The sequence below is a fragment of the Enterococcus sp. AZ149 genome (assembly GCF_051714285.1).
Taxonomy (GTDB): domain Bacteria; phylum Bacillota; class Bacilli; order Lactobacillales; family Enterococcaceae; genus Enterococcus_D; species Enterococcus_D entomosocium.
The window spans coordinates 480,881-506,238 of the sequence record NZ_JBIORO010000001.1; the positions used below are offsets into that span (position 1 = coordinate 480,881).

The following is a 25,358-nucleotide window of genomic DNA, read 5'->3' on the forward strand; positions in this document are numbered from 1 at the left end:
GCAGGTTGCATTGTGCTGCTTATAAACTTATACTGCTGCCGGTTTTACTAAATACTGCCTTTGAATAATCGGACACCATGAGTAGGAACCTCAGCATTGGCAATTGTTTGTTCTTTTTGTTGCCATAACTCAGTGCCGTTTTTAAGTGGTAGTAAATCAGTGATCGATTTTGGGATGGTTTGCGTTTGATCAGAAACATTGAAAATGGCATAGTAGACTGCTGTGTCGCTCAACGCCTCCCAAATGATCCACTCTTGATCACGATAGAACTCTTTTTTCGTATAAATTCTTCGATACATTTCTAAGACTTCAGTATTCGTCAATAAACGTAAGGTAAAGAGATCGATGTCTGGTAAAGTACCACCAAACATCAATGGAGATTGGAAGATCGTCCATAAACTCATCAATAAGTATTGCTCGTCTTCCGTAAAACGTGTCCAGCTGTCACCACCGCCACCATCAACTGCCCGAATGCCGATATGACCCAACGGCAACATATCACAGTCAGGCCAGTTACCTGGACGGACGAAAGGTGCCCACTCTGCTGCCCGGTCAAACATGGCGTAAAGGGCATCCCAATGATCCCAAAAGTCATCCGTCAAGCGCCACATATTGGCATGATTTTGAAAGAAACTACCATTTTTGAGGGCAGCGGGTCCGGGAGACAAAGAAAGGACGATCTCTCGACCGGATCGATCGATCGCACGGCGAATCGCTTTGATTTCTGCTTTATGGGCATCACCGTAAATTTTCGAATCGCCGATATCATCCACCTTTATAAAGTCAACACCCCAAGAAGCATATAATTCGAGCAAAGAATCATAATAAAGCTGTCCTTCAGGCAATGAAACATCGACCCCATACATATCGGAATTCCAAGGGCAGATTGAATTCATAGCAATGTCCCGTGCCCGTTTATCCGTTCCTTTGATCGGCGTATTTTGGTGAACTGCTTGTCGTGGAATGCCGCGCATGATATGGATACCAAATTTCAGCCCTTTTTGATGCAGATAGTCACCAAGTTTTTTGAAACCAGCACCATCTTTTGCTGAAGGGAAACGATTTTCAGCAGGAATCAAGCGAGAATAGTCGTCCATACACAATGGATGAAAATCATTGTACCTTGTAGACTTTGCTTCTGGTTCGCTCCATTGAATATCCACGACGACATACTCCCAACCATAAGCTTTCAAATGCTCTGCCATAAAATCAGCATGGGCGATCACTTCTGCTTCGGTCACAGAAGCGCCATAGCAGTCCCAAGAATTCCATCCCATTGGGGGTGTTTGTGCAAAATGTAAAAAAGACATCGATTTCCTCCTAGTACGTTTTTCTTATAGTATAGTAAGCAATAAAAAAGAGAGGGAAAGTTTTGTCTACTAGAAATAAAAAAGAAAGAAATCGTCAACGAATGAAAAAGGAGTTGTTCAATGGTGTTTCCACAAGAAACAAATTATGCGAAGATTACAGCATACTATAGTGTTGCCCTTGAGCGTTTTTCCATGGATCCACATCAACACCCAGCGTGTGAAATCATGTTTGTGACCAAAGGAAAGTGTAAGATAAAGGTGCAAGATCAAGTGATTGTTCTGGAAAGAAATGATTTCGTTTTCATAAATGCGTTTGTGGAACACGCCTTATTCGTTGAAGGAGATTCCTGCACATTACTGAATATTGAATTTCTTCTGAGTGAGACGCCGTCCGCTCTTTGTGTTCGTGATGTTTTTGCATACATCAAAGGAAATTTACAATGGAATGAGCCTTACGCGAAAAGTCGCGATGTCCGCCAATTTGGACAAGCGATCAAGTCATTGCTGCAGCTGCTAATGATCGATGATACTCAGGAGCAACCGTCTGCTGAACGGCAATTTACGATCGAGCTCTTGTTTAAGCGGATGCTGATGGAATTAGCCTTTTCATTACGTACGAAAGAAACCAAACGGGGCAATTGCTATGTGAACGCTGCGATCGACTATATTCAACAGCATTTTGATGAAGATATTCAAGTCCCCCAAATCGCAGCGGCTGTGGGGATTACGAAAGCCTACTTGCATAAACTCTTTCATGAGCAACTGGGAGTGACGGTCAACCATTTTCTCACCAGTGAGCGTCTGAAGCAGGCAGCATTTTTACTAAGCAATAGTCAGCTGCCAATCGTCGAAATTGCCGCTCAAGCAGGATTCAACAGCAGGCAGCACTTTACCAATACCTTTAAACAGAAAAAAGGCATGAGTCCTAAAGCCTACCAGCTCTTATATAAGCAAACGATCAAAGAAGAGGCAGGGCAACATATCACAGGAGATGATCCGGCCTTTTTATTAATGAAGTAAATATGAAACAAATGAACAAACATAAAAATAAAAGAACAGGAGAACGTAATGAAAGAATTCGCATTAAACAAGATCCAGCTCACGGACGAGTTTTGGCAAGGATACCAAGAGCTTGTTCGCAAAGAAACGATTCCTTACCAATACCAAGTCTTAAATGATGAAATCGATGTAGATGTTCAAGCAGAACGGGAAGATCCCAATTTGCCTGCTGGGAAAAGCCATGCATTGGCGAATTTTCGCATCGCCGCAAGGCAAATGGAAGGGGAACATTTTGGCTGGTTTTTCCAAGATAGCGATGTCTACAAATGGATCGAGTCGGCTGGGTATAGCTTGTTGAATACTAGCGATCCGCAATTGGAAAAGACAGTAGATGAAGTGATTGACTTAGTTGCTGCTGCGCAAGAAGCGGATGGCTACTTAAATACCTTCTTTCAATTGACCCGACCGAAGTTAAAATACCGTCAGCTGTATTTCAGTCATGAACTTTATTGTGCCGGGCATCTAGTCGAAGCGGCTATCGCTTATGATCAAGCAACAGGCAAGGATAAATTACTGACCGTGGCAGAGAAAAATATCGCCAATATTTGCACGTATTTTGGGCGGGAGCCTGGAAAAATTCAAGGTGCTGATGGCCATCAAGAGATCGAATTGGCTCTGGTGCGTTTGTATGAATACACTGGTAAACAAACCTATTTGACATTATCTGATTTCTTTCTTGAGGTACGTGGGGAAGATCCTGCCTTTTACGAAAAAGAAATCTTGAAAAACCAAGCGGATGGCTTATCAGATGAAACAACAAGGGTAGACCTCACCTATTTACAAGCCTATGATCAACCTAAAAAGCAGCATGAAGCCAAAGGTCATGCGGTACGAATGCTGTATATGGCAAGCGGGATGGCAAAAGTCGCCCAGCATACCCAAGATCAAGCATTAATCGACGCTTGTGAAGCGATTTGGGAAGACATCGCCTGTAAGAAAATGTATGTGACCGGTGGCGTCGGCTCAACCGTTCACGGGGAAGCCTTTGTCGGTCCCTATGATTTGCCAAATGATACGATGTATTGTGAAACCTGTGCAGCCATTGCATTGGTCCAATTTTCTTTTGAGCTGTTCAAACTAACCAATGAACCAAAATATTTAGCGACGATGGAACGAGCGTTGTATAATAGCGTCCTTTCTGGTGCGGCAATTGACGGCAAACACTTTTTCTACGTGAATCCTTTGGAGGTCAATCCCCAACGAGATCAAGAAAATCCTGGCAAAGGTCACGTCAAAGCCCAACGACCCGATTGGCTCGGTTGTGCGTGTTGTCCGCCCAATTTTGCACGGATGGTCGCATCGCTGCAGCGCTTGGTTTACACTTGCGATCAAGAGAAGCTTTACGTGAATTTATTTGTAGCAAGCCGTTTAGAAGAACCTGATCAATTTACGTTTGAACAAACGGGCGGGTTTCCTTTTACAGAGGACCTCACGATTCGCTATCAAGGCATTCCAAAGACGCTCATCATCCACAAACCTAACGGACTAAGTAAGTTTCAAATCGATAGTGAACACGAATGGCAGGAGACGAACGAGGCAATCATCTTTGAGGCAGTCGAAAACGTGACGGCCAATATCCGTTTTGAACAACCATTGCAAATCTTGCGTGCGAATCCTCAAGTTATTCAAGACATCAATCAAGTCGCATTGCAACGTGGCCCCTTCGTGTATTGCATAGAAGAAGCCGACAATGGTCAAGCACTCTGGCGTTGCCGCATCGACCCACAGGCGCTGGAGGCGACCTTTTCGAAAGAGGATACGTTGTTGCCAACTACTTTACGTTTGGCGATCAAAGGCTACCAAAGCGAAGAATGGTCGGGAACAACCCTTTACGAAGAACGAGCGGAAACGGTCATACCTCGTACGTGGCAACTGATCCCATACCATTTATGGGGCAATCGGGGCATAGGCGAAATGCGCGTTTGGCTGCCGCTCGTTGGAAAGGAGTAAGAAGTAAGCAGGGCCAAAGAGCTTCCCAAAAAGGAGGCTCTTTTTTTTCTAAACTCAACCTTCTTGGATTTGTTGCATGATTTCTTTAATTTGTTCCTATATTCCGGTCTTTGAAAGCGTTATCGTTTTAGTGTAGGAATGTTGGCGGGTTTATGTAAAACAAGGAGGAAGAAGTGTGACAAGGAAAATCAGTAAAGTTGGTGTATCTTTGTTGTTATTGGCAGCGGCAACGGCAATCGGCGGCTGCACCCAAAGTGAGGCGAAGACAACTGGAAAAGTCGTTTACCAAGAAACAGCCAAAAGTACGTTGGAAAAAGCGATGGACAATCAACCGGAGTCGTCTTATTGGTTCCCAGAGGATTTGTTGGCATGGTCTTTTGAAAAAGATCCAGATGCGAAATACAATACCAGCGTTGTTCCATTAGCGCAGCGGGCAGCTAAAGAGACGTTGCCGAAGATGAATGACACGCAAACGGCAGAAACCAAAGTCGTGGCGCTTTCGATCATGAATAGCAGTACGAGCGGCAATGCACCACGTGGGATCAATACCTTTGATGCCAATGTCTTTTCTTATTGGCAATACATTGATCAATTGGTTTATTGGGGCGGCTCTTCTGGCGAAGGGATCATCGTACCGCCAAGTCCTGATGTAACGGATGCTGCTCATAGGAATGGCGTGCCGGTTTTAGGAACGATCTTCTTTCCGCAAACTGCCCATGGTGGGAAGCTGGAATGGCTAGATACGTTTTTAGCTAAGGATGAGGACGGCAATTTTCCGATCGTAGAAAAAATGATCGAAGTTGCCAATACGTATGGCTTTGATGGCTGGTTCATCAACCAAGAAACCGATACGGCGGTCACTAGTTTTGATGATGCAGCGGAAGGTGTTGAACAATCGGGGAATGATGGTAAAGGACTAAATGAAAGCCACGCCAAAGCGATGCAAGAACTGATCGCCCAATTCAAAGAACAAGCCGACGAGCATTTAGAGATCATGTGGTATGATTCCATGACGAGTGATGGGAAAATGGATTGGCAAAACGCTTTGACGGATAAGAACAAAGCCTATTTAGTGGATGCAGAGATGAACCCATTGGCAGATAGTATGTTCTTGAATTTCTGGTGGACCACTGACAAATTGGCGGACAAAGAGCTGTTGAAGGCCTCCAATGAAAAAGCCCGTGAAATCGGTGTCGATCCTTACGATCTTTTTGCTGGGATCGATGTGCAAGAAAATGGCTATTCAACGCCTGTGCGCTGGGATCTGTTTACGGATGAAAAAGGCGTTCCTTATACCTCATTGGGCCTGTATGTACCTAGCTGGACCTATTCTTCTGCTAGTACGCCGGATGATTTCCAAAGCAAAGAGAATGCTTTTTGGGTCAATAACACGGGTGATCCTCGGGAAAGCCAGCTGCCAGAAGCGACAGAGTGGCCTGGGATCTCCACCTATGCCCTAGAACAGACCGCTATCACAGAGCTGCCTTTTGTGACGAATTTTAGTCTGGGGAATGGCTACAACTATTTTATCGAGGGAGAAAAAGTGTCCAGCCGCAATTGGAACAACCGAAGTTTGCAAGCTGTTTTGCCGACCTATCGTTGGGTCTTTGACCATGGAAAAGACAATGATTTGGCTGTATCAATCAATTATGCGGATGCCTATAATGGCGGAAATGCACTGAAACTACGTGGACAGATGACAAAAGGCAGTACCAGTCACATGGCATTGTATCAGACAGCATTTCCTGTGACGAAAAAGACGAAGCTGACGACGACTGTCAAAGCAACGGTACCGACAACTCTTGATTTGGTCGTGACCTTAGCCGATGGTTCGACACAAACAATCAAAGGAGACAAAGAGGTCGCAACAGACTGGACGACGATCACCTACTCATTGAAAGACATCAAAGGAGAAGTGACAGCGATCGGTTATGACATAACCACGAAAGAAACCAGTGATGTCTATGAATTGAATTTAGGGCAATTAACGATCGGAGATCAGAAAGCGGAGAAATTCGCTGCCGAAGCATTGACGGTTGAGGATGTGCTTTTTGATGAAGAAGAGGGCAACTATGCGGGTGTCCGTTTAACGTGGGAAGCTGCCAAGGACACGACAGCTGCAGTTTATGAGGTCTACCAATTGAACGATGACGGCTCACGCTCTTTCTTAGCAGCTACGCCAGCAACCAACCACTATTTGAATGCCGTTGAACGTCCAAAAGGAACGAAAACCAAGTTCGCGGTGGTGGCAGTGGATCGCTATGGCAATCGTGGCAAGTTATCCGATACGGTGGAGATCACTTGGCCGAACAATCAGTTGCCAAAAGCAGCCTTTACAGCCTCTAAAACCTTGGCGGCACCGGGTGAAACGATCACCTTCACGAATACCTCATCTGCGAATGCTGAAGCATTCGAATGGACGTTTGAAGGCGGCGATATCACGAGCAGTACAGAAGAAAATCCCCAAGTGACCTATTCGGAACCAGGTACCTACAAAGTCACGCTTGTTGCCAAAAATGAAGCAGGAGAGACCCCTCTGGAAATGGCGGGATTGATCACGATTTCTGCTGATGCGCCGAAAGAGTTGCTGCTGCTTTCAAAAGATGCCGAAGCAACTGCTTCATCGTTTGTCAATGATGCCGAAGCACCAGCTTTTGCCCTCGATGGTGATTTGAGTACGAAGTGGTGTGCGACAGGCAATGCGCCTCATGAGTTGATGATCGATCTCGGTCGACCACAAACGGTCAGTGAAGTACGCCTCGCTCATGCGGAGGCTGGTGGAGAAGGTCCAGACATGAATACGCGGGCGTATACGGTGCTCGTCAGTGAAGATGGCAAAGACTATGAGCCAGTTTCACGAACGTTGAAAAATGAAGCCGGCAATAGCACCAATACGTTTGGCGTCCAGAAGGTGCAATATGTAAAAATCAGTATCGATAAACCAACACAAGGAGCAGATTCGGCAGCCCGAATCTATGAAGTCGAAGTATACGGAATGGATAAATAGCGAAAAAGAGCAGGGCGTTAACCCTAAGAAGGGAAGCGGCTGAAGCATGCTTTTCTGAAAAATGACCGAACCCAAAAAGCCGTTGCGACCAATAAATGGTCACAACGGCTTTTGCTTTTTGCAAATAAGTTTAGCGTGAAGTACGGCTGGCTGGATCTAAGCGGCGTTCAATAAAGCTCAACCCAAGATCCGTAATGATCGCCATCAAGGCAGTCGGTAAAGCACCGGCTAAGATGATCGATGCACCATCCGTCGCATTGGTTCCACGGATGATGATGTCCCCCAGTCCACCAGCACCAACGAAGGCGCCAATAGCGGTGATACCGATCGCCACGACTAAGGCGTTTCGAATCCCTGCCATGATCACCGAAACAGACAATGGCAATTCGATCATATACAATCGCTGCCAGCTAGTCATCCCCATCCCTTTGCCGACATCTAACGTATTGCGGTCGACTTGGCGCATGCCGGTATAGGTATTTTTGATGATCGGTAACAAAGAATAAAGGAAAATCGTTAAAATCACGACATTCACACCTAAGCCCATGCCGATCATTAAAATCGAGATCATCGCTAAAGATGGAATCGTCTGGATGATATTGGCGAAACGAATCACCCAATCTGCCAAACGCATTTTTTTAGAAATCAAGATCCCGATTGGAATCCCGACGATTGAGGCAAAAAGTACCCCGTAGATTGAAATCAAGAAGTGACGAATGAACTGGGCAAAAACATAGCCGCCATTTTCTTGAAAATAGAAAAGAAATTGTTGGAATAAATTCATGTCTGCCATTTCGTCACTCTCCTTCGAAGTAATTATTTTCTTCTAAGAAACGTTCGGCAACTACCGTTGGTTCTAGAAGGTCATTATCCACTTGGTAATTCAATTCTTGCATTTTTTCGGTATCAATTTTGCCTGCTAATTTGTTCAGAGCATCGCCGATTTCAGGTGTTTCTTCCAATAATTTGTCATCGACGATCGGTGCGGCATCATAAGGCGGGAAGAAGTTTAGATCATCTTCTAGCATCACGAGATCGTAACTGCCGATCCGGCCGTCGGTTGAGTACCCTAAAACGATATCCATTTTTCCGTTATCAACAGCATCATAGACGAGACCGATCTGCATCGGTAGGATATTTTGGAAAGAGAATCCATAGGCTTCCTGGAAGCCATCGTACCCATCGCCGACCCGTGTGATCCACGCGGTATCGACCCCTGCGACCAATTGATCTGCGACATCTTTCAAGTCACTGACTTTTTCCAATCCGTATTTTTCAGCAGTGTCTTTCCTGACAAGAAAGACATATGTGTTATCAAAGCCGTAAGATGGGAACCAAGTCTGTTGGTATCGTTTCTCAAATTCTGATTTGACTTTGTCAAAGGCGGCTTGCGGATCAGATTCTGGTTCCAACCCTAACGTAGTGGTCAAGTCAGTTCCTGTGTAGCGGGCAGCTGAGATCGACGCATCGCCATTCATCATCGCTTGGTGATTGATGGTCGTTGTTGCTAAGTTGTTAATGACGGTTGTGTTTTTATCCGTATAGTGTTCGACCATACCGGCAACCACCGCGCCAAGAATTTGGGCTTCGGAAGTGATCCCACCTGTGATCGCCACGGTATTCTCATCAGAAGTCGATGCTAAACCGGGAAAGGAACAGCCGGACAGTAAAGCGACACTTAAGGAAAACAACAGCGCTAATTTTGAAGTTTTTTTCATTACGCATCCCCCCTTAAGGCAGCTGGTGTCAGTTTGTTTTCTAACAAACCCAGTAACCAGTCAGCTAATAAAGCAAAGATCGTCACTGGAATCGTCCCAGCAAAAATCAAAGGCGGTTGGTAGTTGTTTAGTCCGCTAAAGATCAAATCACCAAGTCCACCGGCACCGATGTAAGAAGCCAAGGTAGCCCAGGCTAAAACATACACGGCCGATAAGCGGATCCCTGCCATGATCGTTGGGATCGCTAGAGGTAATTCCACACTGATGATCGACTGCAAGTTGGTCATCCCCATCCCTTTGGCAACATCGCGGTAATTCCAATCGACTTTTTTCATTCCAATGTAGGTATTTCGCAAAATCGGCAACAAGGAATAAATGAAAAGAGCGACGATAGCAGGGACTTTTCCGACACCTAAAATCGGGATCATCAATGCCAATAGTGCCAAAGAAGGCACGGTTTGCAGCGCACTGGTGATGCCGATCACGATCGTTGCTGCTTTGGGGAAACGGGTCAAGATCACACCGATCGGTACGGCAACAAGAATCCCTAAGAGCAAAGCCGCAAAGGAGATATACAAATGTTCAAGACTTTTGGTGACCAATTGGCCGCCATATTCATTAAAGAAGCTTTGCATGCGCTAGACCTCCTCAGTTTCTTCAGGTTTCACCGACTCAATGGCTTCCATGATCGATGGCTCATCGCCCCAAATCACGTCATAAACGATATCAACTAGGGAAGCACGGGTCAAAATCCCAACTAAATGTTTGTCGGCATCTACTACCGGCACATATTTTAAGCCGCGTTTTAAGATACGTTGCAAGGTATCCCGCAACAAGGCGGTTTCGCGAACGAAAAAGACATCTTTGTTCAAGATATCGCCGACACTAGTAACTTTGCCACGGTTGCGGTCGATGGATTCGACATCGATGTAGCCTTTTAGCACGTTGCTATTGTCGGTAACAAGCAAGGTATCGACCCGTTTTTCCCGCATCAAGTGAATCGCTTCTTGTAAGGATTTTTCTGGTGTGATAGCGATCGGGGTATTTAACATTACGTCTTTGACTGGCGTCGTGTCAGGTTTTGCTTGTAACAAGCGGTCTTCACCGATCAACTCTTCCACAAACGGTGTTGCTGGGTGTTGCAGAATATTTTCTGGTGTATCAAATTGAATGACTTTTCCTTCACTCATGATCACGATACGGCTAGCAAGCTTCAATGCTTCGTCCATATCATGGGTAACGAAGACGACGGTTTTTCCAAGCCGTTCTTGCAAGTCTTTAACCAAATCTTGTAAGGAGTCACGAGTGATTGGGTCTAGTGCGCCAAAAGGCTCATCCATTAAAATGACATCTTGGTCAGCTGCCAAGGCACGGACAACACCGATCCGTTGCTGTTGCCCCCCAGACAATTCGTTGGGGTAACGGTCGAGCATTTCTCGCGGCAATTCCACCAAGTCGATCATGCGCTCGGCAGTTTTATTGCGTTCTTCTTGGCTGACTTTTAACAATTTTTGAACCAATGTGATGTTTTCCCGAATCGTCATGTGAGGCATCAAACCGATGCTTTGGATCACATAGCCGATTTGACGGCGTAATTCCACGGGGTTGATCTCTGTAACGCTTTTTCCATTGATCAAGATTTTTCCTTTAGAAGGATCCGTCATACGGTTGATCATCCGCATACAAGTCGTCTTTCCACTACCACTTGTCCCGATGAAGCAAATGAATTCGCCTTTTTCAAAGGAAAGATTCACATCTTCAACAGCGACTTTACCACCTTTGTAAATTTTGGATACCTGCTGAAACTCAATCATGATGTCACCTCTATTTTTATTTAAGCAATCTGAATAATGGCTTAGAATCTGTACTAAGTATGCCGAAAAGTCACGTGTTATTCAAATAATCTGCCCATTTTTTTCATAATTGTATAGACAAAACTGAAAATAGCGCCATAAGCAAGTCCAAATTAAGGAGCGATGCATAGAGAAAAGAAGCAGCGGAAATATGTCGTTATTTTTCATTGGGAAAAAGGAGACTTTTTTGCTGAAGGCCTTAGCAGCAGTCTCTTTATTTTTTTCTAAGAAAGGGCAGAATTAAAAGCTGTTTTTTCAATTTTTATAAAAACATGCTAGAATAGAGAAGAATTTAGGGAAAGAGAGGAACAACATGCTTACAACTGAAGATTTTGATTTTGACTTACCGGAAGAACTGATCGCTCAAACGCCATTAAGTGATCGCTCAAGTTCCCGTTTATTAGTGGTTGACCGCGAGACTGGCAAATTTGAGGACAAGCACTTCTATAACATCATTGATGAATTGGAACCAGGGGATGCCTTGGTGATGAATGATACGCGGGTATTACCAGCTCGTATCTATGGCGAAAAACAAGAAACAGGTGCCCATCTGGAAATCCTTTTACTGAACAATATTGAAGGGGATACGTGGGAAACCTTGATCAAGCCAGCCAAAAGAGCCAAAGTCGGCACGAAGATCACCTTCGGCGACGGACGATTAGAGGCAGTGGTGGAAGAAGAGCTCGATCACGGCGGCCGGATCATTCGTTTTCAATACAAAGGAATCTTTTTAGAGATTCTGGAATCACTTGGCGAAATGCCGTTACCGCCTTACATCAAAGAACGGCTAGAAGACCCAGACCGCTATCAAACGGTTTATGCCAAAGAAAACGGCTCAGCGGCCGCACCAACTGCCGGCTTGCATTTTACCCCAGAATTGCTAGAGCAGATTGCAGCGAAAGGCGTCAAGCTGGTTTATCTGACTTTGCACGTTGGTTTAGGAACGTTTCGTCCAGTCAGTGTCGATAATATCGCTGATCATGAGATGCACAGCGAATTTTACCGTTTGACAGAAGAAGCTGCCGCACAATTGAACGAGGTTCGGGCAAATGGTGGCAAGATCGTTGCAGTCGGAACGACTTCGATCCGTACATTAGAAACCATTGGGACCAAGTTTGATGGGCAAATCAAAGCCGATAGTGGGTGGACGAGTATTTTTATCACGCCAGGCTATCAGTTTAAAATCGTGGAAGCTTTTTCTACCAACTTCCACCTACCAAAATCAACCTTAGTGATGTTAGTCAGTGCCTTTGCAGGACGCGACCTAACACTTTCTGCCTACCAGCATGCCATCGATGAGCGGTATCGCTTCTTTAGCTTTGGCGATGCGATGTTCTTAAAATAAACAAAAAAACTGAGCGACGTAAGCGGCTCTTTAAGTTGAATCAATTTCTCAACTTTTAGAACTGCTTTTTTGTCGCCCAGCTTACTACTAGAGGAAGGTATAAGTGGTGGTCGCTTTTTGTGGTCCATGCAAAGCAATGTTTCTCGAAAATTTGTTTTCATTTACAAACTTACACATGTTTCGTGTATTCCGATACAAAATGAGACGTATCATTTTTCGATATGGAAATGTTCGATCCTTGTTACGTTTTTCTTCTTGTTACTTTACACGTTTGGTACTAGGTGAAACTTGTACGTTCAACAACTTTTAGTAGATTGAGTTTGCGATATTTACGAAAACCACCAACAGAGTTGCTACCTTCCTTACACGTATACTATAACACGAAACGGAAGCGTTTGCAAAAGAAAACGATTCTTTTCTTCAAAAAAAAAGACCGGCGAACCGATCTTTTAAGCAAGTGCTCGTTTAGGCAGATTGTCATAGAATGCTGCTTTGGTTGCACTGATGTATGGCGTCAACCATAAGTAGCCGATTCCTGCTGTCATGATGGCCAAAATGTGCCAGCCAATGAAGCTCAAATCTAGGATGAACAATTGTCCTTTGTAGCCTTTCATTAAATGACGACTCCCCGTGATACAGCTGAGAAAATCTGGCCGCATACCGGTTTCTTCGTAGGTATCATAAAAGACAAAATATGCTTGAGAATAAGAATAAGCTTTGATGATCCCAGGAATGATAAACAGGAACGTCCACAACGTCGTGAAAATAGTCGACAAAATATAGATGACGATGATCCCTAACACGAAAGCACCACTGAAGCCACGAAAGACATCAGAAAAGGGCTGGATCGATTGCTTCTTACCGCGTAAAATGTCAAGGAAAGTCCAAGAGATCCCCGCACCGAATAAGGCAGAAAATAGACCGCTGATCAAACCGCCGCCACCACTGCCACCGCTTCCGCCAGCGGAATTGACTGCATCGGTAGAACCAAGATCATTGAACATACCGCTTTGATACAATGGAATAACAGCAAGAACGATAATGACGAGTGCGATAGCGATCGAGATCAAAGTCGGTACAATACACATCAAAACACTGTCTTTCCAGCGTCCTCGCAGGATTGCTTTTGCTTCTGCTTTTAGTTCTCTATTTGATTTCATTTCAAAAAACCTCCCTTCAATATAAATAACATGATAGCAAACTTTCGCTAAATCTTCAAAAAAAAGTAATAGATGTTTCGCATAACTAGGAGAAAATACTCTTAGTTTCTTTAAACTTCCTTGCAAAATGTAAGGGCAACCCTTATCATAGATAGGGTTGCACAGTTAATCGAGTTTAGAGAGAAAGTAGGGAAATGAATGACGGAACCAGCCATTCGTTATCGTCTGATAAAGAAAGAAAAGCATACCGGTGCCCGTTTAGGCGAACTGATCACGCCTCACGGAACCTTTCCAACGCCAATGTTCATGCCAGTCGGCACATTAGCAACGGTCAAAACCCTTGCCCCTGAAGAGTTGAAAGAGATGGGTGCAGGCGTCATTTTAAGCAATACCTATCACTTGTGGTTGCGTCCAGGAGAAGACATTGTTGCAGAAGCAGGCGGCTTACATAAATTTATGAATTGGGATCAACCGATCTTAACAGATTCAGGTGGTTTCCAAGTCTTTTCATTAGCCGAAATGCGCAACATCGTCGAAGAAGGTGTCCATTTCAAAAACCATTTGAATGGGTCGAAAATGTTTTTATCTCCTGAAAAAGCGATTGATATCCAAAACAAATTAGGATCAGACATCATGATGAGTTTTGATGAGTGTCCGCCATTTGATGAAAGCTATGACTATGTCAAAAAATCGGTGGAACGGACGTCTCGCTGGGCAGAACGTGGCTTGAAAGCTCATGCCAATCCAGATCGTCAAGGCTTGTTTGGGATCATTCAAGGTGCAGGCTTTGAAGATTTGCGCAAGCAAAGTGCCCAAGACTTGATTAGTATGGACTTCCCAGGTTATTCCATCGGCGGCCTGTCAGTTGGCGAACCAAAAGCGGAAATGAATCGCGTGTTGGAATTTACGACCCCTTGGATTCCAGAAAACAAACCACGTTACCTGATGGGCGTTGGGGCAGCGGACTCCTTGATCGATGGCGTGATTCGCGGTGTCGATATGTTCGACTGCGTTTTACCAACACGGATCGCAAGAAACGGTACCTGTATGACTTCAAAAGGTCGTTTAGTCGTGAAAAATGCGCAATATGCCCGTGACTTTCGACCAATCGACGAGAAGTGTGATTGCTATACATGTAAAAACTATTCTCGTGCGTATATTCGTCACTTGATCAAATGTGACGAAACCTTTGGTATGCGTTTGACGTCTTACCACAATGTCTACTTCTTATTGAATCTGATGAAAAACGTCCGTCAAGCCATCATGGATGACAACTTGTTGGAGTTCCGTGAGCATTTTATTGAAGAGTATGGGTTCAACAAGGAAAATGCGAGGAATTTCTAACATTCTCTACTAAAATGGTGGGAATAATAGAGGAATTCTGATAAAGTATCTTATAGGAAAGAAAATAAATCGAGGTGAAAAAAATGGCACAATCTTTACCAATGCTCTTTATGCTGGTTGCTTTAGTGGCAATGTGGTTCTTTATGAGTCGTTCACAAAAGAAACAACAGCAAGAGCGTAAAAATCTTTTAGAAAATATGAAAGCTGGCGATGAAGTCGTAACCATCGGCGGACTCCACGGTGTTCTTTCTGAAGTCAACACAGAAAAAAGCACCGTGATCATCGACTGTGAAGGAATTTTCTTAGAGTTTGATCGTTCAGCGATCCGCACAGTGAAACCTGGAACTGTTGCATCCGTTGAGACACAAATCGAACCAGCTGATGTCGAAGACGCAACGAGCATCCAAGACGAAACCAAAGAATAAGCACAAACGCACCGTCGCTTTCTCAGAAGCGATGGTGCGTTTTTTTAGTAGTCGGACAGTTTCTAAAATAAAACAAGCACCGCAGCAAAACAGAGATCGCTCGTTTTGCTGCAGTGTTTTGATTGCCTTCGCTACTCGATCGGAATCAGTTTCTTTGACGCTTGTTTGCCTTGATCTTTTGGCAACGTCAATTTCAAAATTCCTTCAGCGTAAGAGGCCTTGATTTCATCCTCTTTGACGTTTTCTAACAGGTATTGCCGTCGAACGCTTGTCAAGCTGCGCTCGCTGCGAACCAGACGTCCTTTTTCATCTTCGGTCGCATGATCCGTCTGGTGTTGTCCCGTAATCGTTAAAACCCCATTCTCATAGGTTACTTGAATATTTTCCTTAGGGATGCCAGGCAGTTCTGCTTCAACGAGAAATTCATTGTCATTCTCGTGAATATCGGTTTTGATCAGGTTCGATGGAAACCCATCAAAAAAACTGCGGCCAAAATCTTCAAAGAAATCAAAAGGTGTCATACTGTATGAATCTGAGCGGCGTGGCACAATCTCATGTGTCATAAGAATCATCCTTTCTTTGTTCTTTTGTTTTTACACTTTTTATTTTATTCATTTTTCAGAGAATCTCAAGTGATTTACTCACTTTAAAAAAATCTTTAAAAACCTTTGATACCAACATTTTACTCCTTAATTTTAGCGTGTTTTTACATTGCTTCGTTTCCGTTCCCCCCCTCATTTCGCCTGCTTTTTTCGCGTGACAGTATATACTTAATGATATATACTAAAAGTGAAGTGGAGGAGGAAAAACATGGCACGTTATAGAAAACGAATGCTTGTTGCTTTGATCTATGCATTGTTGTCGTCGATTGCCTTAAATCTCTTTTGGCTGCCGGGAAATATTTATGCGAGTGGGATCACTGGTTTGTCGCAATTGTTGTCGCAGCTTTTAGACGAGCAGTTGAATCTGCAGCTTTCGATCCCGCTTTTGGTGCTTTTTTTTAATGCGCCATTGTTAGCGGTTGCTTGGGTCAAAATCGATCGAGAATTTACCATCATGACGGTTTGTACCGTCGTCCTGTCTTCTGTTATGATGAAGGTGGTACCGGTCATTGCTTTAACGACCGATCCGGTGATCTGTGCCGTGTTCGGCGGATTGCTGCACGGGGTGTCGGTGGGCTTGACATTGAACGACGATTTTTCAACGGGTGGGCTTGATATTTTAGGGATTTTAGTGAAAAAAGCCACTGGTAGAAGTATCGGTAGTTTCTTTATCGGCTTCAATGTTAGTTTGCAGCTAGCAGCCGGGCTGATCTTTGGCTGGCCCTATGCTTTTTATAGTGCTATTTCCTTCTTCATCAGTGGACGGATGGTCGACTACGTCAACCTGAAGCAGCGGCGTGTGCAGCTGCTGGTCGTTACAGAAAAAGCAGAACCCGTCATTACGACGTTGCAATGTGCCTTGCAGCGAGGCATCACGGTCATCAACGATGTCGAAGGTGGATTTGATCATCAACAGAAAAAACTATTATTACTGGTCATTTCCCATAGAGAACTCAAGACTGTCGAAGGCATGATCCAAGGAATCGATGAACAAGCATTTGTCAGTGTTTCTTCTGGCGTCAGTGCCAATCGATCGTTTTATGAATGGTAGCAAAGTGAAAGAAAGTAGGAGAGACGTTGAAAAAACAAGCAGTATTTCAAGAAGTTGCCCAGCAGATTGCGCAACGGGTTCATGAAGGTACGTACGTGACGAGTCAAAAGCTTCCTTCCGATTATGATTTAGCAGAGGAATTTCAGTGCAGCCGTTTAACGGTGCGCAAAGCCATCGATCTATTGATTGGCCAGAATTTGTTAGTGAAAGAAAAAGGCAAAGGAACCTATGTCATGAAACAGCCCAAGATCCAAAGCGGCTCCGGCGGCCTTCAAAGTTTTACTGAAACTGCAAAGGTCCAAGGGAAAAAGACCCGTACGGAAGTTCTGCATATCGAAACCGTCAAAGAGCTCCCGATAGAGATTGGTCAGTTGTTTGGTGATTACGCCAAGGAACCGATCGTTTATTTGGTGCGCTTGCGTTACTTTGATGATGAGCCGATGACGGTGGAAAATCTTTACGTACTGAAACGCTATCTGCAAGAAGACACCGCAGAACTCACGAAAGCTCAATTGGAGTCGTCTTTGTATCAAGTCATTGAAGCCAACATCGAGATTGGTTATTCCCATCAAGAGGTGGAAGCTGTAAAAAGTCCAGCCGATATTGCGAAACTTTTACAGGTGCCTCAAGAGGAACCGATGCTTTTAGTCCATTCGATGACCTATTCCGCATCAGCCAAACCGATCTTATACGATACATCCTATTACCGAGCAGACAAATACACCTTCAAAAATACATTAGTGCGTCAAAAATAAAATCAATCCTTTAGAGGTGAAGACAATGGATCCACTCACAGCAAGTATTGAAGCCAATTGGCCAGAATTTCTCACGCTTTTGGACGAAGTGATGCAGATCGCAAGCGTCAAAGGTGAGCCGGGGCCCCATGCGCCTTATGGCAAGGGACCACGAGAAGTGTTAGCATACATCATGGAAAAAAGCGCAGCATACGGGTTTCAAACAACGGTCATTGATGATGCGATCGGCTATGCCCATTGGGGACCAACGGATACCGACTATATCGGTGTGTTAGGACACTTGGATGTCGTCCCGGCAGGTTCTGGCTGGAGCTACCCACCGTTTGCACTAACTGAAAAGGACGGCAACTTTTATGGCCGAGGGATCTTAGACAACAAAGGCCCGATCATCAGCTGTTTGTTTGCCATGAAATTGTTGAAAGACCTTGGGCATCAACCGCAATTACCGCTGCGGATCATTTTCGGTACAGATGAAGAAAGCGGCATGTCGGATATCCCACATTATCTAGCGGTTGAGCAGCCACCGCGTTTTGGTTTTACGCCAGACTGCAAGTATCCAGTAGTTTACGGCGAACGAGGTGTCGTCAATGTGCAACTTGATTTTCCATTGCCCGCCCAAGAACAGCAGCTGTTAGCGGCGTTTTCTGGCGATCAATTCCGCGATCATGTGCCAGACCACCTATCGGTAACCATAGGCAGCCAGTCCTTTGAAGCACTAGGCAAACGCTCCCCTAGCAATGCCCCTGAGCTAGGGGACAACGCCATTACAAAACTTGCGCAGCAAGCAGCACCGCAACTAGCGGCGACACCGTCCGTGCAAGCAGCTTTGCAGTGGATCGCCCAAAGTTTTCACCAGCAGCACTATGGCGAAGGCATTGATTTGGTACTAGAAGATGCCGACTCAGGAAAATTGATCTTGACACCTGTGGTTCTCCAAAAATCCGCCAGTGGACTAGTGTTAGAAGTGGCCTTTCGCTATCCTGTATCGGTAACGGAGGAACAAGTGCTCGCTGGGGTGCAAAAGGCATTGCCAGAAGGGGCAAGCCTTACGATCCTTCGCAGCATTCCGGGGTTCTGCCGATCAAAAGATGCCCCCGAAATCCAAACGCTATCGACGATCTATCACCAAGTAACGGGCAATGATCCAACTCCCGTGACCACCACAGGAGCAACCTACGCCCGCAAAATGCCAAACATCCTTGCTTTTGGTCCGTCTTTTCCAGGGCAAAAAGGGATCGCTCATAACCAAGATGAGTACATGGCGGTTGCCGATCTGCGGATGAATCTTGAAATTTATTTGCGCAGTTTACAAGCACTGACAAAATAAGCGAAGACACGAACGAAGAAGAGTTTTTCCATTTTTTTTGAGAAACTCTTTTTTTAGTATAGACATAGTAGTATATACCTTATAGAATATACTTGAAAGCGCTATGAAAAATGGAGGGATATTTATGTGGGGAATGATTGCTACATGGCGGATGGCACACGATGGCGTGCTCGCTGCTAAAGCACTATTAGAGCAACAAGGCTCCTGCCAAGATGCAGTAGAAACAGCCATTAAAGCAGTGGAAGATTATCCATTTTATAAATCGGTGGGGTATGGCGGGCTGCCCAACGAAGAAGGCGTGTTGGAAATGGACGCTGCCTTCATGGATGGTGATACCTTCAAAATTGGTGCCGTCGCTGGGATCGTCGATGTGGAAAATCCTATTTCCGTGGCACGCCGCCTAAGTGAGGAAAAATTCAATAGTTTTCGAATCGGCCAAGGAGCGGTCGCTTATGCGCTTGCCGAAGGATTCCAGCCCAAAGAGATGCTGACACCGCGAGCCAAAACCATTTGGGAAAAGCGCAAAGCAGAGATCGCTGCCAACAACCTCGATCCCTATGACGGCCACGATACAGTGGGAGTAGTTGCGCTGGATGAACACCAAAGCATGGCAGCAGGAACCTCTAGTTCTGGTTTATTTATGAAAAAAAGCGGTCGTGTTGGCGATTCACCTTTGTCTGGATCTGGTTTTTATGTGGATAGTGAAATCGGCGGTGCCGCTGCCACAGGGTTAGGGGAAGACTTGATGAAAGGCTGCCTTTCCTACGAAATCGTTCGTTTGATGGGAGAAGGGCTAGCACCGCAAGAAGCATGTGATCAAGCCGTTTACGACTTTGAAGCGCGATTGAAGAAGCGCTACGGCAAAGCCGGCGCCTTCTCGCTGATCGCCTTAGATAAACAGGGTCGCTGGGGGGTGGCAACCAATGTAGAATTTACCTTTAGTGTCGCAACCACCAAACAAGCGCCAGCTATTTTTATGGCAACGCCAGGACCTGAGCAGACAACCATGATCGAGCCTATTACGAAAGAATGGTTGGAAGCGTATGAAGAACGAATCAAAGCGCCGGTCTAACAACCGCGATTGAGAAAAACAAACATTGGAGGAATGGATATGGCAACGAAAAAAATCTATTTGTTTTGTGAAGCTGGAATGTCAACGAGTATCATGGTCAATAAAATGATGGAAGTCGTCAAAAAGCACAACATGCCTTTGACGATCGAAGCATTCCCTGCAATCCATGCAGAAGAAAAAGTCGAACAAGAAAAACCAGTTGCTATTTTGTTAGGTCCACAAGTACGACACTTAGATAGCAAAATGAAAGCAACTTTCGAGCCAATGGGGATTCCAGTCGGCACGATCGCGGCAGAAGCATACGGCATGATGGATGGCGAACGAGCATTGAAAGATGCCTTAAGCTTGATCAAAAAAGCCAAAGCAAAGTAATAAAAGTGTTGGAGTAACAGGGGACTACGTGTTATCTGCCAGATAGCACGCAGATGGGAGGAAGAAAAATGCAGAAATTTTTAAACTGGTTAGAAAAAGTGTTAACACCGATGGCAAAGACGATCGGTGAAAACAAATACTTGATTGCGATTCGTGATGGTTTCTTATTATCCACACCGTTGTTGATCGTGGGGTCACTCTTTTTAGTCTTGACCAATTTTCCGATTCCAAATTGGAACGAGATGATGAGCAGTTTGCTGGGAGACAACTGGGCAACGATGTTGAATATGCCAGCAACAGCCAGCTTTGACATTATGACGATTTTAGCCGTTGGTGGGATCGGGTATAGTTTGGCAAAACAGTTTAAAGTTGATGCCATGCAAGCAGCCATTATTTCACTCGTTTCTTTTTTTATCGTGACACCATTTACGACCGTTTTCACACCAGAAGGCTCTACGGAAGTGTATGAAGTTGGCAGCCTGCCATTACGGTGGATGGGTTCCAGCGGTTTGTTCTTAGGGATGGTCGTTGCCTTGATTTCCACCAGAATGTTCGTTGCGTTATTACGCAAAGGGTGGACGATCAAAATGCCTGACGGTGTTCCCCCAACCGTGGTGAAATCCTTTGAGGCATTGATTCCTAGTTTTGTGATCGTGACGGTTTTTATGATCGCCAACTGGTTAGCCAACTTGACGTCTTATGGCAATCTCCAAGAGATCCTCTTTAAGTTCTTACAGACACCGTTGTTAAGTTTAGGAAATACTTTAGGTGCCATGATCATAGCTTACCTATTTTTGCATTTTTTCTGGTTCTTTGGGATCAATGGTTCCAGTGTGGTCGGTGCCGTCTTCAACCCTATCTTACGGGCATTATCTATTGAAAACTTAGATGCTTTCAAGAATGGCGCAGAAATTCCTAACATCATCACCGGTCAATTTCAAGACATGTTCGCGACCTTTGGCGGGGGCGGTTCGACATTATCTTTGATTTTAGTCATGATCTTAGTCTGTAAAAGCCAAAGGGTCAAAAAACTATCACAGTTATCGTTGATTCCAGGTATTTTCGGGATCAATGAACCAATCATCTTTGGGTTACCAATCGTCTTGAATCCAGTTCTGCTGATTCCTTTTGCTTTAGTGCCAACGATCAATATTATTATCTCTTACTTCTGTATGGATCTTGGGTTAGTCAACTATACCAATGGAATTCAGCTGCCATGGACCACGCCACCGATTATTTCTGGTTTCTTAGTCAGTGGTTGGCAAGCGGCCGTGTTACAAGTCTTGTTGATCCTCTTAGGAATGGCTATTTATTACCCGTTTATCAAAGTCTTAGATAATCAATATCTAAAAGAAGAAGCGGATGCCGTTGAACAAGAAGAAGAGGAAATCAATTTTGATGATTTCGATTTTGATGATCTGTAAGAAAAGAGGCACCGCTCATGAAAAAAATAATTTTGATTCTTAATCATGTCACTGCAGGGATGGGAAGTGATGAAAATGCTCAGTTGCCGCCAAGCGGCAAAAAAGCTGCCCTTGGTCCAGGTCGAACCTTGAATCCACTTTTTCAAGAGCAAGACGCACAAATCGTTGCAACGCTTTATTGTGGTGACCAATATTATCACGAGCATCAAGAAGAAGTGAATAAAAAATTTGTGGGGTTTGCCAAAAAAATTGAAGCAGATGCCGTTCTTTGCGGACCTGCGATGCATTATCCTAATTTTGGCGAAATGGCAGCAGGATTGACGAAAGTATTCAATGCGCAAGGAATTCCAGGGGCTGCAGCGATGTCAGAGGAAAACCCAGCAGTGGCAATCTATGCCAAAGACATCTATATTTTGAAGATGCCGAAAAAAGGTGGGATTGGATTGAATGATTCCTACAAAAAGATGGCGCACGTTGTTTCCCAGCTTGCCCACGGGAAGCCTCTAACAGAAGTAGACCAAGAGGATTTGTTTTAAAGAGAAAGACGATCAGCGATGGCTGGTCGTTTTTTTGTCCTCAATAGACACTAATAGCCATTGAAAGAAGGGCAGAATACTAGAGGGAGTATACGGCAATCTTAGATAAAATAGTAGAAGGAAGAGTGATTTTTTTCAAAAGTGAACAAAAATTTTTTAAACCTATTGTTCAACTGAGCACATGACATTTTTCTTAATAAAAACCGAAACTTTTGTCCACTTCTTTTCCTTAAAAGCTCTTGAAAACGCTTAATTTAAAGGGAGTTTAATAAAACTGTGAAAAAAATCACAAAAACTATTTACAAACAAAAAAAGATGTTGTATGATTTGTATGTGAAGTAGTTAACAAACAAAACATGTTTAAAAACTAGGAGGACAAACAATGGCTAAGACATTGGAAAAAGAAGTGACGATCGACGTACAAGCAATGATCGACGATTTAGCAACGAAGGCAAATGTGGCGTTAAAAGAAATGGAAAGCTTTGATCAAGAAAAAGTGGACCACATTGTTCATGAAATGGCAATGGCAGCATTAGACAAACACATGCCTTTAGCTAAAATGGCAGTAGAAGAAACTGGCCGTGGTATCTATGAAGATAAAGCGATCAAAAACATGTACGCTTCAGAATATATTTGGAACAGTATCAAACATGACAAAACAGTCGGCGTGATCAATGAAGACAAACAAAAAGGCTTGATCGAAATCGCTGAACCAGTTGGTGTCGTTTGTGGGGTAACACCAACAACCAACCCAACATCTACAACGATCTTTAAAGCAATGATCGCTTTGAAAACACGTAACCCAATCGTTTTTGCTTTCCACCCATCTGCACAAAAATGTTCAGCAGAAGCTGCACGTATCGTTCGTGATGCAGCCATCGCTGCTGGGGCACCTGAAAACTGTGTGCAATGGATCGAGCATCCATCAATCGAAGCGACTGGCTTATTGATGAACCACCCAGGAATTGCGATTGTATTAGCAACTGGTGGGGCTGGCATGGTCAAAGCAGCATACTCAACTGGTAAACCTGCATTAGGTGTTGGACCAGGGAACGTACCTGCGTATATCGAAAAAACAGCGAAAGTGAAACGAGCAGTCAATGACTTGATCGTATCAAAAACCTTTGATAACGGAATGATCTGTGCCTCTGAACAAGCAGTGATCGTTGATAAAGAAGTCTATGCCTCTGTGAAAGCAGAATTTGAAGCACATCAAGTATACGTTGTAAAAGCAAAAGAATTACAAAAACTTGAAGATGCCGTGATGAACGAAGGAAAATATGCCGTAAATCCAGCAATCGTTGGTCATTCAGCAATGGAAATCGCGAAATTAGCAGGCATCAACGTACCAGAAGGAACAAAATTATTGATCGCTGAACTTGACGGTGTCGGTGCTGATTACCCACTATCAAGAGAAAAACTTTCTCCAGTCTTAGCAATGATCAAAGCAAACAACACAGAAGACGCGTTCGAAAAATGTGAAGCAATGCTTGATTTAGGCGGATTAGGCCATACAGCGGTGATCCACACTGAAAACGAAGACTTGCAATTAGCATTCGGCCTACGCATGAAAGCTTGCCGTATCTTAGTTAATACACCATCTGCAGAAGGTGGTATCGGAAATATCTACAACGAAATGATTCCATCATTGACACTTGGTTGTGGTTCATACGGGAAAAACTCTGTATCACGAAATGTTTCTGCCGTGAACTTGATCAACGTGAAAACTGTAGCGAAACGGAGAAATAATATGCAATGGTTTAAATTGCCACCAAAAATCTTCTTTGAAAAGAACTCTCTAATGTACTTGGAGAAAATGGAAAACGTTGAACGTGTCATGATCGTTTGTGACCCTGGTATGGTTCAATTCGGCTATTGCGATACGGTTCGTGAAGTACTTGCTCGTCGTAAAAATGACGTGAAAATCGAAGTCTTCTCTGACGTAGAACCAAACCCATCAACAAACACCGTTTACGCTGGAACAAAAATGATGGTTGATTTCAAACCAGATACAGTGATCGCCCTTGGTGGTGGATCAGCAATGGATGCTGCCAAAGGCATGTGGATGTTCTATGAGCACCCAGATACTTCATTCTTCGGCGCGAAACAAAAATTCTTAGATATCCGTAAACGGACATACAAGATCGACAAACCAGAAAAAACCCAATTCGTTTGTATCCCAACAACGTCTGGTACTGGTTCTGAAGTAACCCCATTTGCGGTTATCACTGATAGTGAAACACACGTGAAGTACCCATTAGCTGATTACGCATTGACACCAGATGTTGCAATCGTTGACCCTCAATTCGTAATGTCAGTACCTGCTTCTGTTACAGCAGACACTGGAATGGACGTCTTGACTCATGCGATCGAATCTTATGTGTCCGTAATGGCCTCTGATTACACTCGTGGATTGAGCTTACAAGCAATCAAGCTAGTCTTTGACTACTTAGAAAAATCAGTGAAAACACCTGATATGGAATCTCGCGAAAAAATGCATAATGCCTCAACAATGGCAGGTATGGCCTTCGCCAATGCATTCCTAGGTATTTGTCACTCAGTAGCCCACAAAATCGGTGGTGAATATGGTATTCCTCACGGACGTACAAATGCGATTCTTTTACCGCACATTATCCGTTACAATGCCAAAGACCCACAAAAACATGCAATGTTCCCTAAATATGACTTCTTCCGTGCCGATACAGATTACGCAGACATTGCGAAATTCTTAGGCCTTAAAGGCAAAACAACGGCTGAATTGGTTGAAGCATTGGCAACAGCTGTTTACGAATTAGGACAATCTGTTGGAATCGACATGAGCTTGAAAGCGCAAGGCGTCACTCAACAAACACTAGATACAACAGTTGATCGTATGGCTGAATTGGCTTACGAAGACCAATGTACAACAGCAAATCCAAAAGAACCACTAATCTCTGAATTGAAACAAATCATCGTTGATGCCTATAACGGCTAAACAATGAATCAAGAACACCCTGCGGTATCTTAGCTGCCGCAGGGTGTTCTTTTGTCGTCTCATTTTTTTGAGAA

The 25,358-nt window shown here is 44.2% G+C and carries 21 protein-coding genes; 14 read left to right on the forward strand and 7 right to left on the reverse strand.

Annotation, left to right across the window (positions count from 1 at the left end):
- Positions 1-47: 47 nt before the first annotated feature.
- A complete protein-coding gene (locus IGI94_RS02260; RefSeq protein ID WP_086372582.1) occupies positions 48-1,310 on the reverse strand; it encodes a glycoside hydrolase family 27 protein in 1,263 nt (420 codons plus the stop codon).
- Between the two features lie 120 nt (positions 1,311-1,430).
- Between IGI94_RS02260 and IGI94_RS02265 the strand changes: the two genes are divergently transcribed.
- The 3 genes from IGI94_RS02265 (at position 1,431) to IGI94_RS02275 (ending at position 7,326) form a co-directional block, all read left to right on the forward strand.
- Positions 1,431-2,330 (forward strand): AraC family transcriptional regulator, encoded by a 900-nt coding sequence (locus IGI94_RS02265; RefSeq protein WP_438899374.1) that lies wholly within the window; start codon positions 1,431-1,433, stop codon positions 2,328-2,330.
- Between the two features lie 48 nt (positions 2,331-2,378).
- Positions 2,379-4,319, forward strand: a complete 1,941-nt coding sequence (locus IGI94_RS02270) for a glycoside hydrolase family 127 protein (protein ID WP_438899375.1) — start codon at positions 2,379-2,381, stop codon at positions 4,317-4,319.
- 175 nt (positions 4,320-4,494) lie between these two features.
- A complete protein-coding gene (locus IGI94_RS02275; protein WP_438899376.1) occupies positions 4,495-7,326 on the forward strand; it encodes an endo-beta-N-acetylglucosaminidase in 2,832 nt (943 codons plus the stop codon).
- A gap of 130 nt (positions 7,327-7,456) precedes the next feature.
- Here the strand turns inward: IGI94_RS02275 and IGI94_RS02280 are convergent, their stop codons facing one another.
- The 4 genes from IGI94_RS02280 to IGI94_RS02295 are packed head-to-tail and all read right to left on the reverse strand — an operon-like array spanning position 7,457 to position 10,858.
- Positions 7,457-8,119, reverse strand: coding sequence for an ABC transporter permease (locus tag IGI94_RS02280; RefSeq protein WP_005227316.1), 663 nt, complete (start codon positions 8,117-8,119; stop codon positions 7,457-7,459).
- A gap of 4 nt (positions 8,120-8,123) precedes the next feature.
- Positions 8,124-9,044, reverse strand: coding sequence for an osmoprotectant ABC transporter substrate-binding protein (locus IGI94_RS02285; RefSeq protein WP_086332965.1), 921 nt, complete (start codon positions 9,042-9,044; stop codon positions 8,124-8,126).
- Positions 9,044-9,679 carry an ABC transporter permease gene (locus IGI94_RS02290; protein WP_005227319.1) on the reverse strand — a complete coding sequence of 212 codons (636 nt, stop codon included), beginning with the start codon at positions 9,677-9,679 and terminating at the stop codon, positions 9,044-9,046. The genes IGI94_RS02285 and IGI94_RS02290 overlap by 1 nt, the downstream gene beginning before the upstream one ends.
- A 3-nt stretch (positions 9,680-9,682) precedes the next feature.
- The gene (locus tag IGI94_RS02295; protein WP_005232177.1) at positions 9,683-10,858 is read right to left on the reverse strand and encodes a betaine/proline/choline family ABC transporter ATP-binding protein; all 1,176 of its coding nucleotides are present in this window, start codon (positions 10,856-10,858) and stop codon (positions 9,683-9,685) included.
- Positions 10,859-11,210: 352 nt separating this feature from the next.
- Between IGI94_RS02295 and queA the strand changes: the two genes are divergently transcribed.
- A complete protein-coding gene (gene queA / locus IGI94_RS02300; RefSeq protein WP_008376077.1) occupies positions 11,211-12,242 on the forward strand; it encodes a tRNA preQ1(34) S-adenosylmethionine ribosyltransferase-isomerase QueA in 1,032 nt (343 codons plus the stop codon).
- A 449-nt stretch (positions 12,243-12,691) separates the two neighbouring features.
- Here the strand turns inward: queA and IGI94_RS02305 are convergent, their stop codons facing one another.
- Positions 12,692-13,402 carry a DUF975 family protein gene (locus IGI94_RS02305; protein WP_061053705.1) on the reverse strand — a complete coding sequence of 237 codons (711 nt, stop codon included), beginning with the start codon at positions 13,400-13,402 and terminating at the stop codon, positions 12,692-12,694.
- Positions 13,403-13,600: 198 nt separating this feature from the next.
- Here IGI94_RS02305 and tgt point away from each other — a divergent pair, with 198 nt between their 5' ends.
- Complete coding sequence (gene tgt / locus IGI94_RS02310) at positions 13,601-14,746, forward strand: tRNA guanosine(34) transglycosylase Tgt (RefSeq protein WP_005227333.1); 1,146 nt, start codon at positions 13,601-13,603, stop codon at positions 14,744-14,746.
- Positions 14,747-14,829: 83 nt separating this feature from the next.
- A complete protein-coding gene (yajC, locus tag IGI94_RS02315; RefSeq protein ID WP_005232170.1) occupies positions 14,830-15,171 on the forward strand; it encodes a preprotein translocase subunit YajC in 342 nt (113 codons plus the stop codon).
- A 131-nt stretch (positions 15,172-15,302) separates the two neighbouring features.
- Here the strand turns inward: yajC and IGI94_RS02320 are convergent, their stop codons facing one another.
- On the reverse strand, positions 15,303-15,734 hold the full coding sequence (locus IGI94_RS02320) for an Hsp20/alpha crystallin family protein (RefSeq protein WP_008376072.1): 432 nt from the start codon (positions 15,732-15,734) through the stop codon (positions 15,303-15,305).
- Between the two features lie 247 nt (positions 15,735-15,981).
- On the opposite strand from IGI94_RS02320, the gene IGI94_RS02325 reads away from it, so the two are divergent.
- The 8 genes from IGI94_RS02325 (at position 15,982) to adhE (ending at position 25,284) form a co-directional block, all read left to right on the forward strand.
- A complete protein-coding gene (locus tag IGI94_RS02325) occupies positions 15,982-16,824 on the forward strand; it encodes a YitT family protein (RefSeq protein WP_005227341.1) in 843 nt (280 codons plus the stop codon).
- Between the two features lie 26 nt (positions 16,825-16,850).
- Positions 16,851-17,579 carry a GntR family transcriptional regulator, LSA1692 subfamily gene (locus tag IGI94_RS02330; protein WP_005232165.1) on the forward strand — a complete coding sequence of 243 codons (729 nt, stop codon included), beginning with the start codon at positions 16,851-16,853 and terminating at the stop codon, positions 17,577-17,579.
- A 25-nt stretch (positions 17,580-17,604) separates the two neighbouring features.
- Positions 17,605-18,906 (forward strand): Sapep family Mn(2+)-dependent dipeptidase, encoded by a 1,302-nt coding sequence (locus IGI94_RS02335; protein WP_438899377.1) that lies wholly within the window; start codon positions 17,605-17,607, stop codon positions 18,904-18,906.
- A gap of 124 nt (positions 18,907-19,030) precedes the next feature.
- On the forward strand, positions 19,031-19,978 hold the full coding sequence (locus tag IGI94_RS02340) for a N(4)-(beta-N-acetylglucosaminyl)-L-asparaginase (protein WP_438899378.1): 948 nt from the start codon (positions 19,031-19,033) through the stop codon (positions 19,976-19,978).
- Between the two features lie 39 nt (positions 19,979-20,017).
- Positions 20,018-20,350 carry a PTS sugar transporter subunit IIB gene (locus IGI94_RS02345; protein WP_086372588.1) on the forward strand — a complete coding sequence of 111 codons (333 nt, stop codon included), beginning with the start codon at positions 20,018-20,020 and terminating at the stop codon, positions 20,348-20,350.
- Positions 20,351-20,418: 68 nt separating this feature from the next.
- Positions 20,419-21,774 carry a PTS cellobiose transporter subunit IIC gene (gene celB, locus IGI94_RS02350; protein WP_034872054.1) on the forward strand — a complete coding sequence of 452 codons (1,356 nt, stop codon included), beginning with the start codon at positions 20,419-20,421 and terminating at the stop codon, positions 21,772-21,774.
- Between the two features lie 17 nt (positions 21,775-21,791).
- On the forward strand, positions 21,792-22,310 hold the full coding sequence (locus tag IGI94_RS02355) for a GrdB-related putative oxidoreductase (RefSeq protein WP_086372589.1): 519 nt from the start codon (positions 21,792-21,794) through the stop codon (positions 22,308-22,310).
- A gap of 382 nt (positions 22,311-22,692) precedes the next feature.
- On the forward strand, positions 22,693-25,284 hold the full coding sequence (gene adhE / locus IGI94_RS02360) for a bifunctional acetaldehyde-CoA/alcohol dehydrogenase (protein WP_010748754.1): 2,592 nt from the start codon (positions 22,693-22,695) through the stop codon (positions 25,282-25,284).
- Positions 25,285-25,358: the final 74 nt, after the last annotated feature.

Coding starts and splice junctions, on each gene's coding strand:
- IGI94_RS02265 (WP_438899374.1), top strand. CDS start 1,431: ATGGTGTTTCCACAAGAAACAAATTATGCGAAGATTACAGCATACTAT.
- IGI94_RS02325 (WP_005227341.1), top strand. CDS start 15,982: ATGGCACGTTATAGAAAACGAATGCTTGTTGCTTTGATCTATGCATTG.
- IGI94_RS02290 (WP_005227319.1), bottom strand. CDS start 9,679: ATGCAAAGCTTCTTTAATGAATATGGCGGCCAATTGGTCACCAAAAGT.
- celB (WP_034872054.1), top strand. CDS start 20,419: ATGCAGAAATTTTTAAACTGGTTAGAAAAAGTGTTAACACCGATGGCA.
- tgt (WP_005227333.1), top strand. CDS start 13,601: ATGACGGAACCAGCCATTCGTTATCGTCTGATAAAGAAAGAAAAGCAT.
- IGI94_RS02295 (WP_005232177.1), bottom strand. CDS start 10,858: ATGATTGAGTTTCAGCAGGTATCCAAAATTTACAAAGGTGGTAAAGTC.
- yajC (WP_005232170.1), top strand. CDS start 14,830: ATGGCACAATCTTTACCAATGCTCTTTATGCTGGTTGCTTTAGTGGCA.
- adhE (WP_010748754.1), top strand. CDS start 22,693: ATGGCTAAGACATTGGAAAAAGAAGTGACGATCGACGTACAAGCAATG.
- IGI94_RS02305 (WP_061053705.1), bottom strand. CDS start 13,402: ATGAAATCAAATAGAGAACTAAAAGCAGAAGCAAAAGCAATCCTGCGA.
- queA (WP_008376077.1), top strand. CDS start 11,211: ATGCTTACAACTGAAGATTTTGATTTTGACTTACCGGAAGAACTGATC.
- IGI94_RS02355 (WP_086372589.1), top strand. CDS start 21,792: ATGAAAAAAATAATTTTGATTCTTAATCATGTCACTGCAGGGATGGGA.
- IGI94_RS02270 (WP_438899375.1), top strand. CDS start 2,379: ATGAAAGAATTCGCATTAAACAAGATCCAGCTCACGGACGAGTTTTGG.
- IGI94_RS02280 (WP_005227316.1), bottom strand. CDS start 8,119: ATGGCAGACATGAATTTATTCCAACAATTTCTTTTCTATTTTCAAGAA.
- IGI94_RS02260 (WP_086372582.1), bottom strand. CDS start 1,310: ATGTCTTTTTTACATTTTGCACAAACACCCCCAATGGGATGGAATTCT.
- IGI94_RS02285 (WP_086332965.1), bottom strand. CDS start 9,044: ATGAAAAAAACTTCAAAATTAGCGCTGTTGTTTTCCTTAAGTGTCGCT.
- IGI94_RS02340 (WP_438899378.1), top strand. CDS start 19,031: ATGTGGGGAATGATTGCTACATGGCGGATGGCACACGATGGCGTGCTC.
- IGI94_RS02320 (WP_008376072.1), bottom strand. CDS start 15,734: ATGACACATGAGATTGTGCCACGCCGCTCAGATTCATACAGTATGACA.
- IGI94_RS02345 (WP_086372588.1), top strand. CDS start 20,018: ATGGCAACGAAAAAAATCTATTTGTTTTGTGAAGCTGGAATGTCAACG.
- IGI94_RS02335 (WP_438899377.1), top strand. CDS start 17,605: ATGGATCCACTCACAGCAAGTATTGAAGCCAATTGGCCAGAATTTCTC.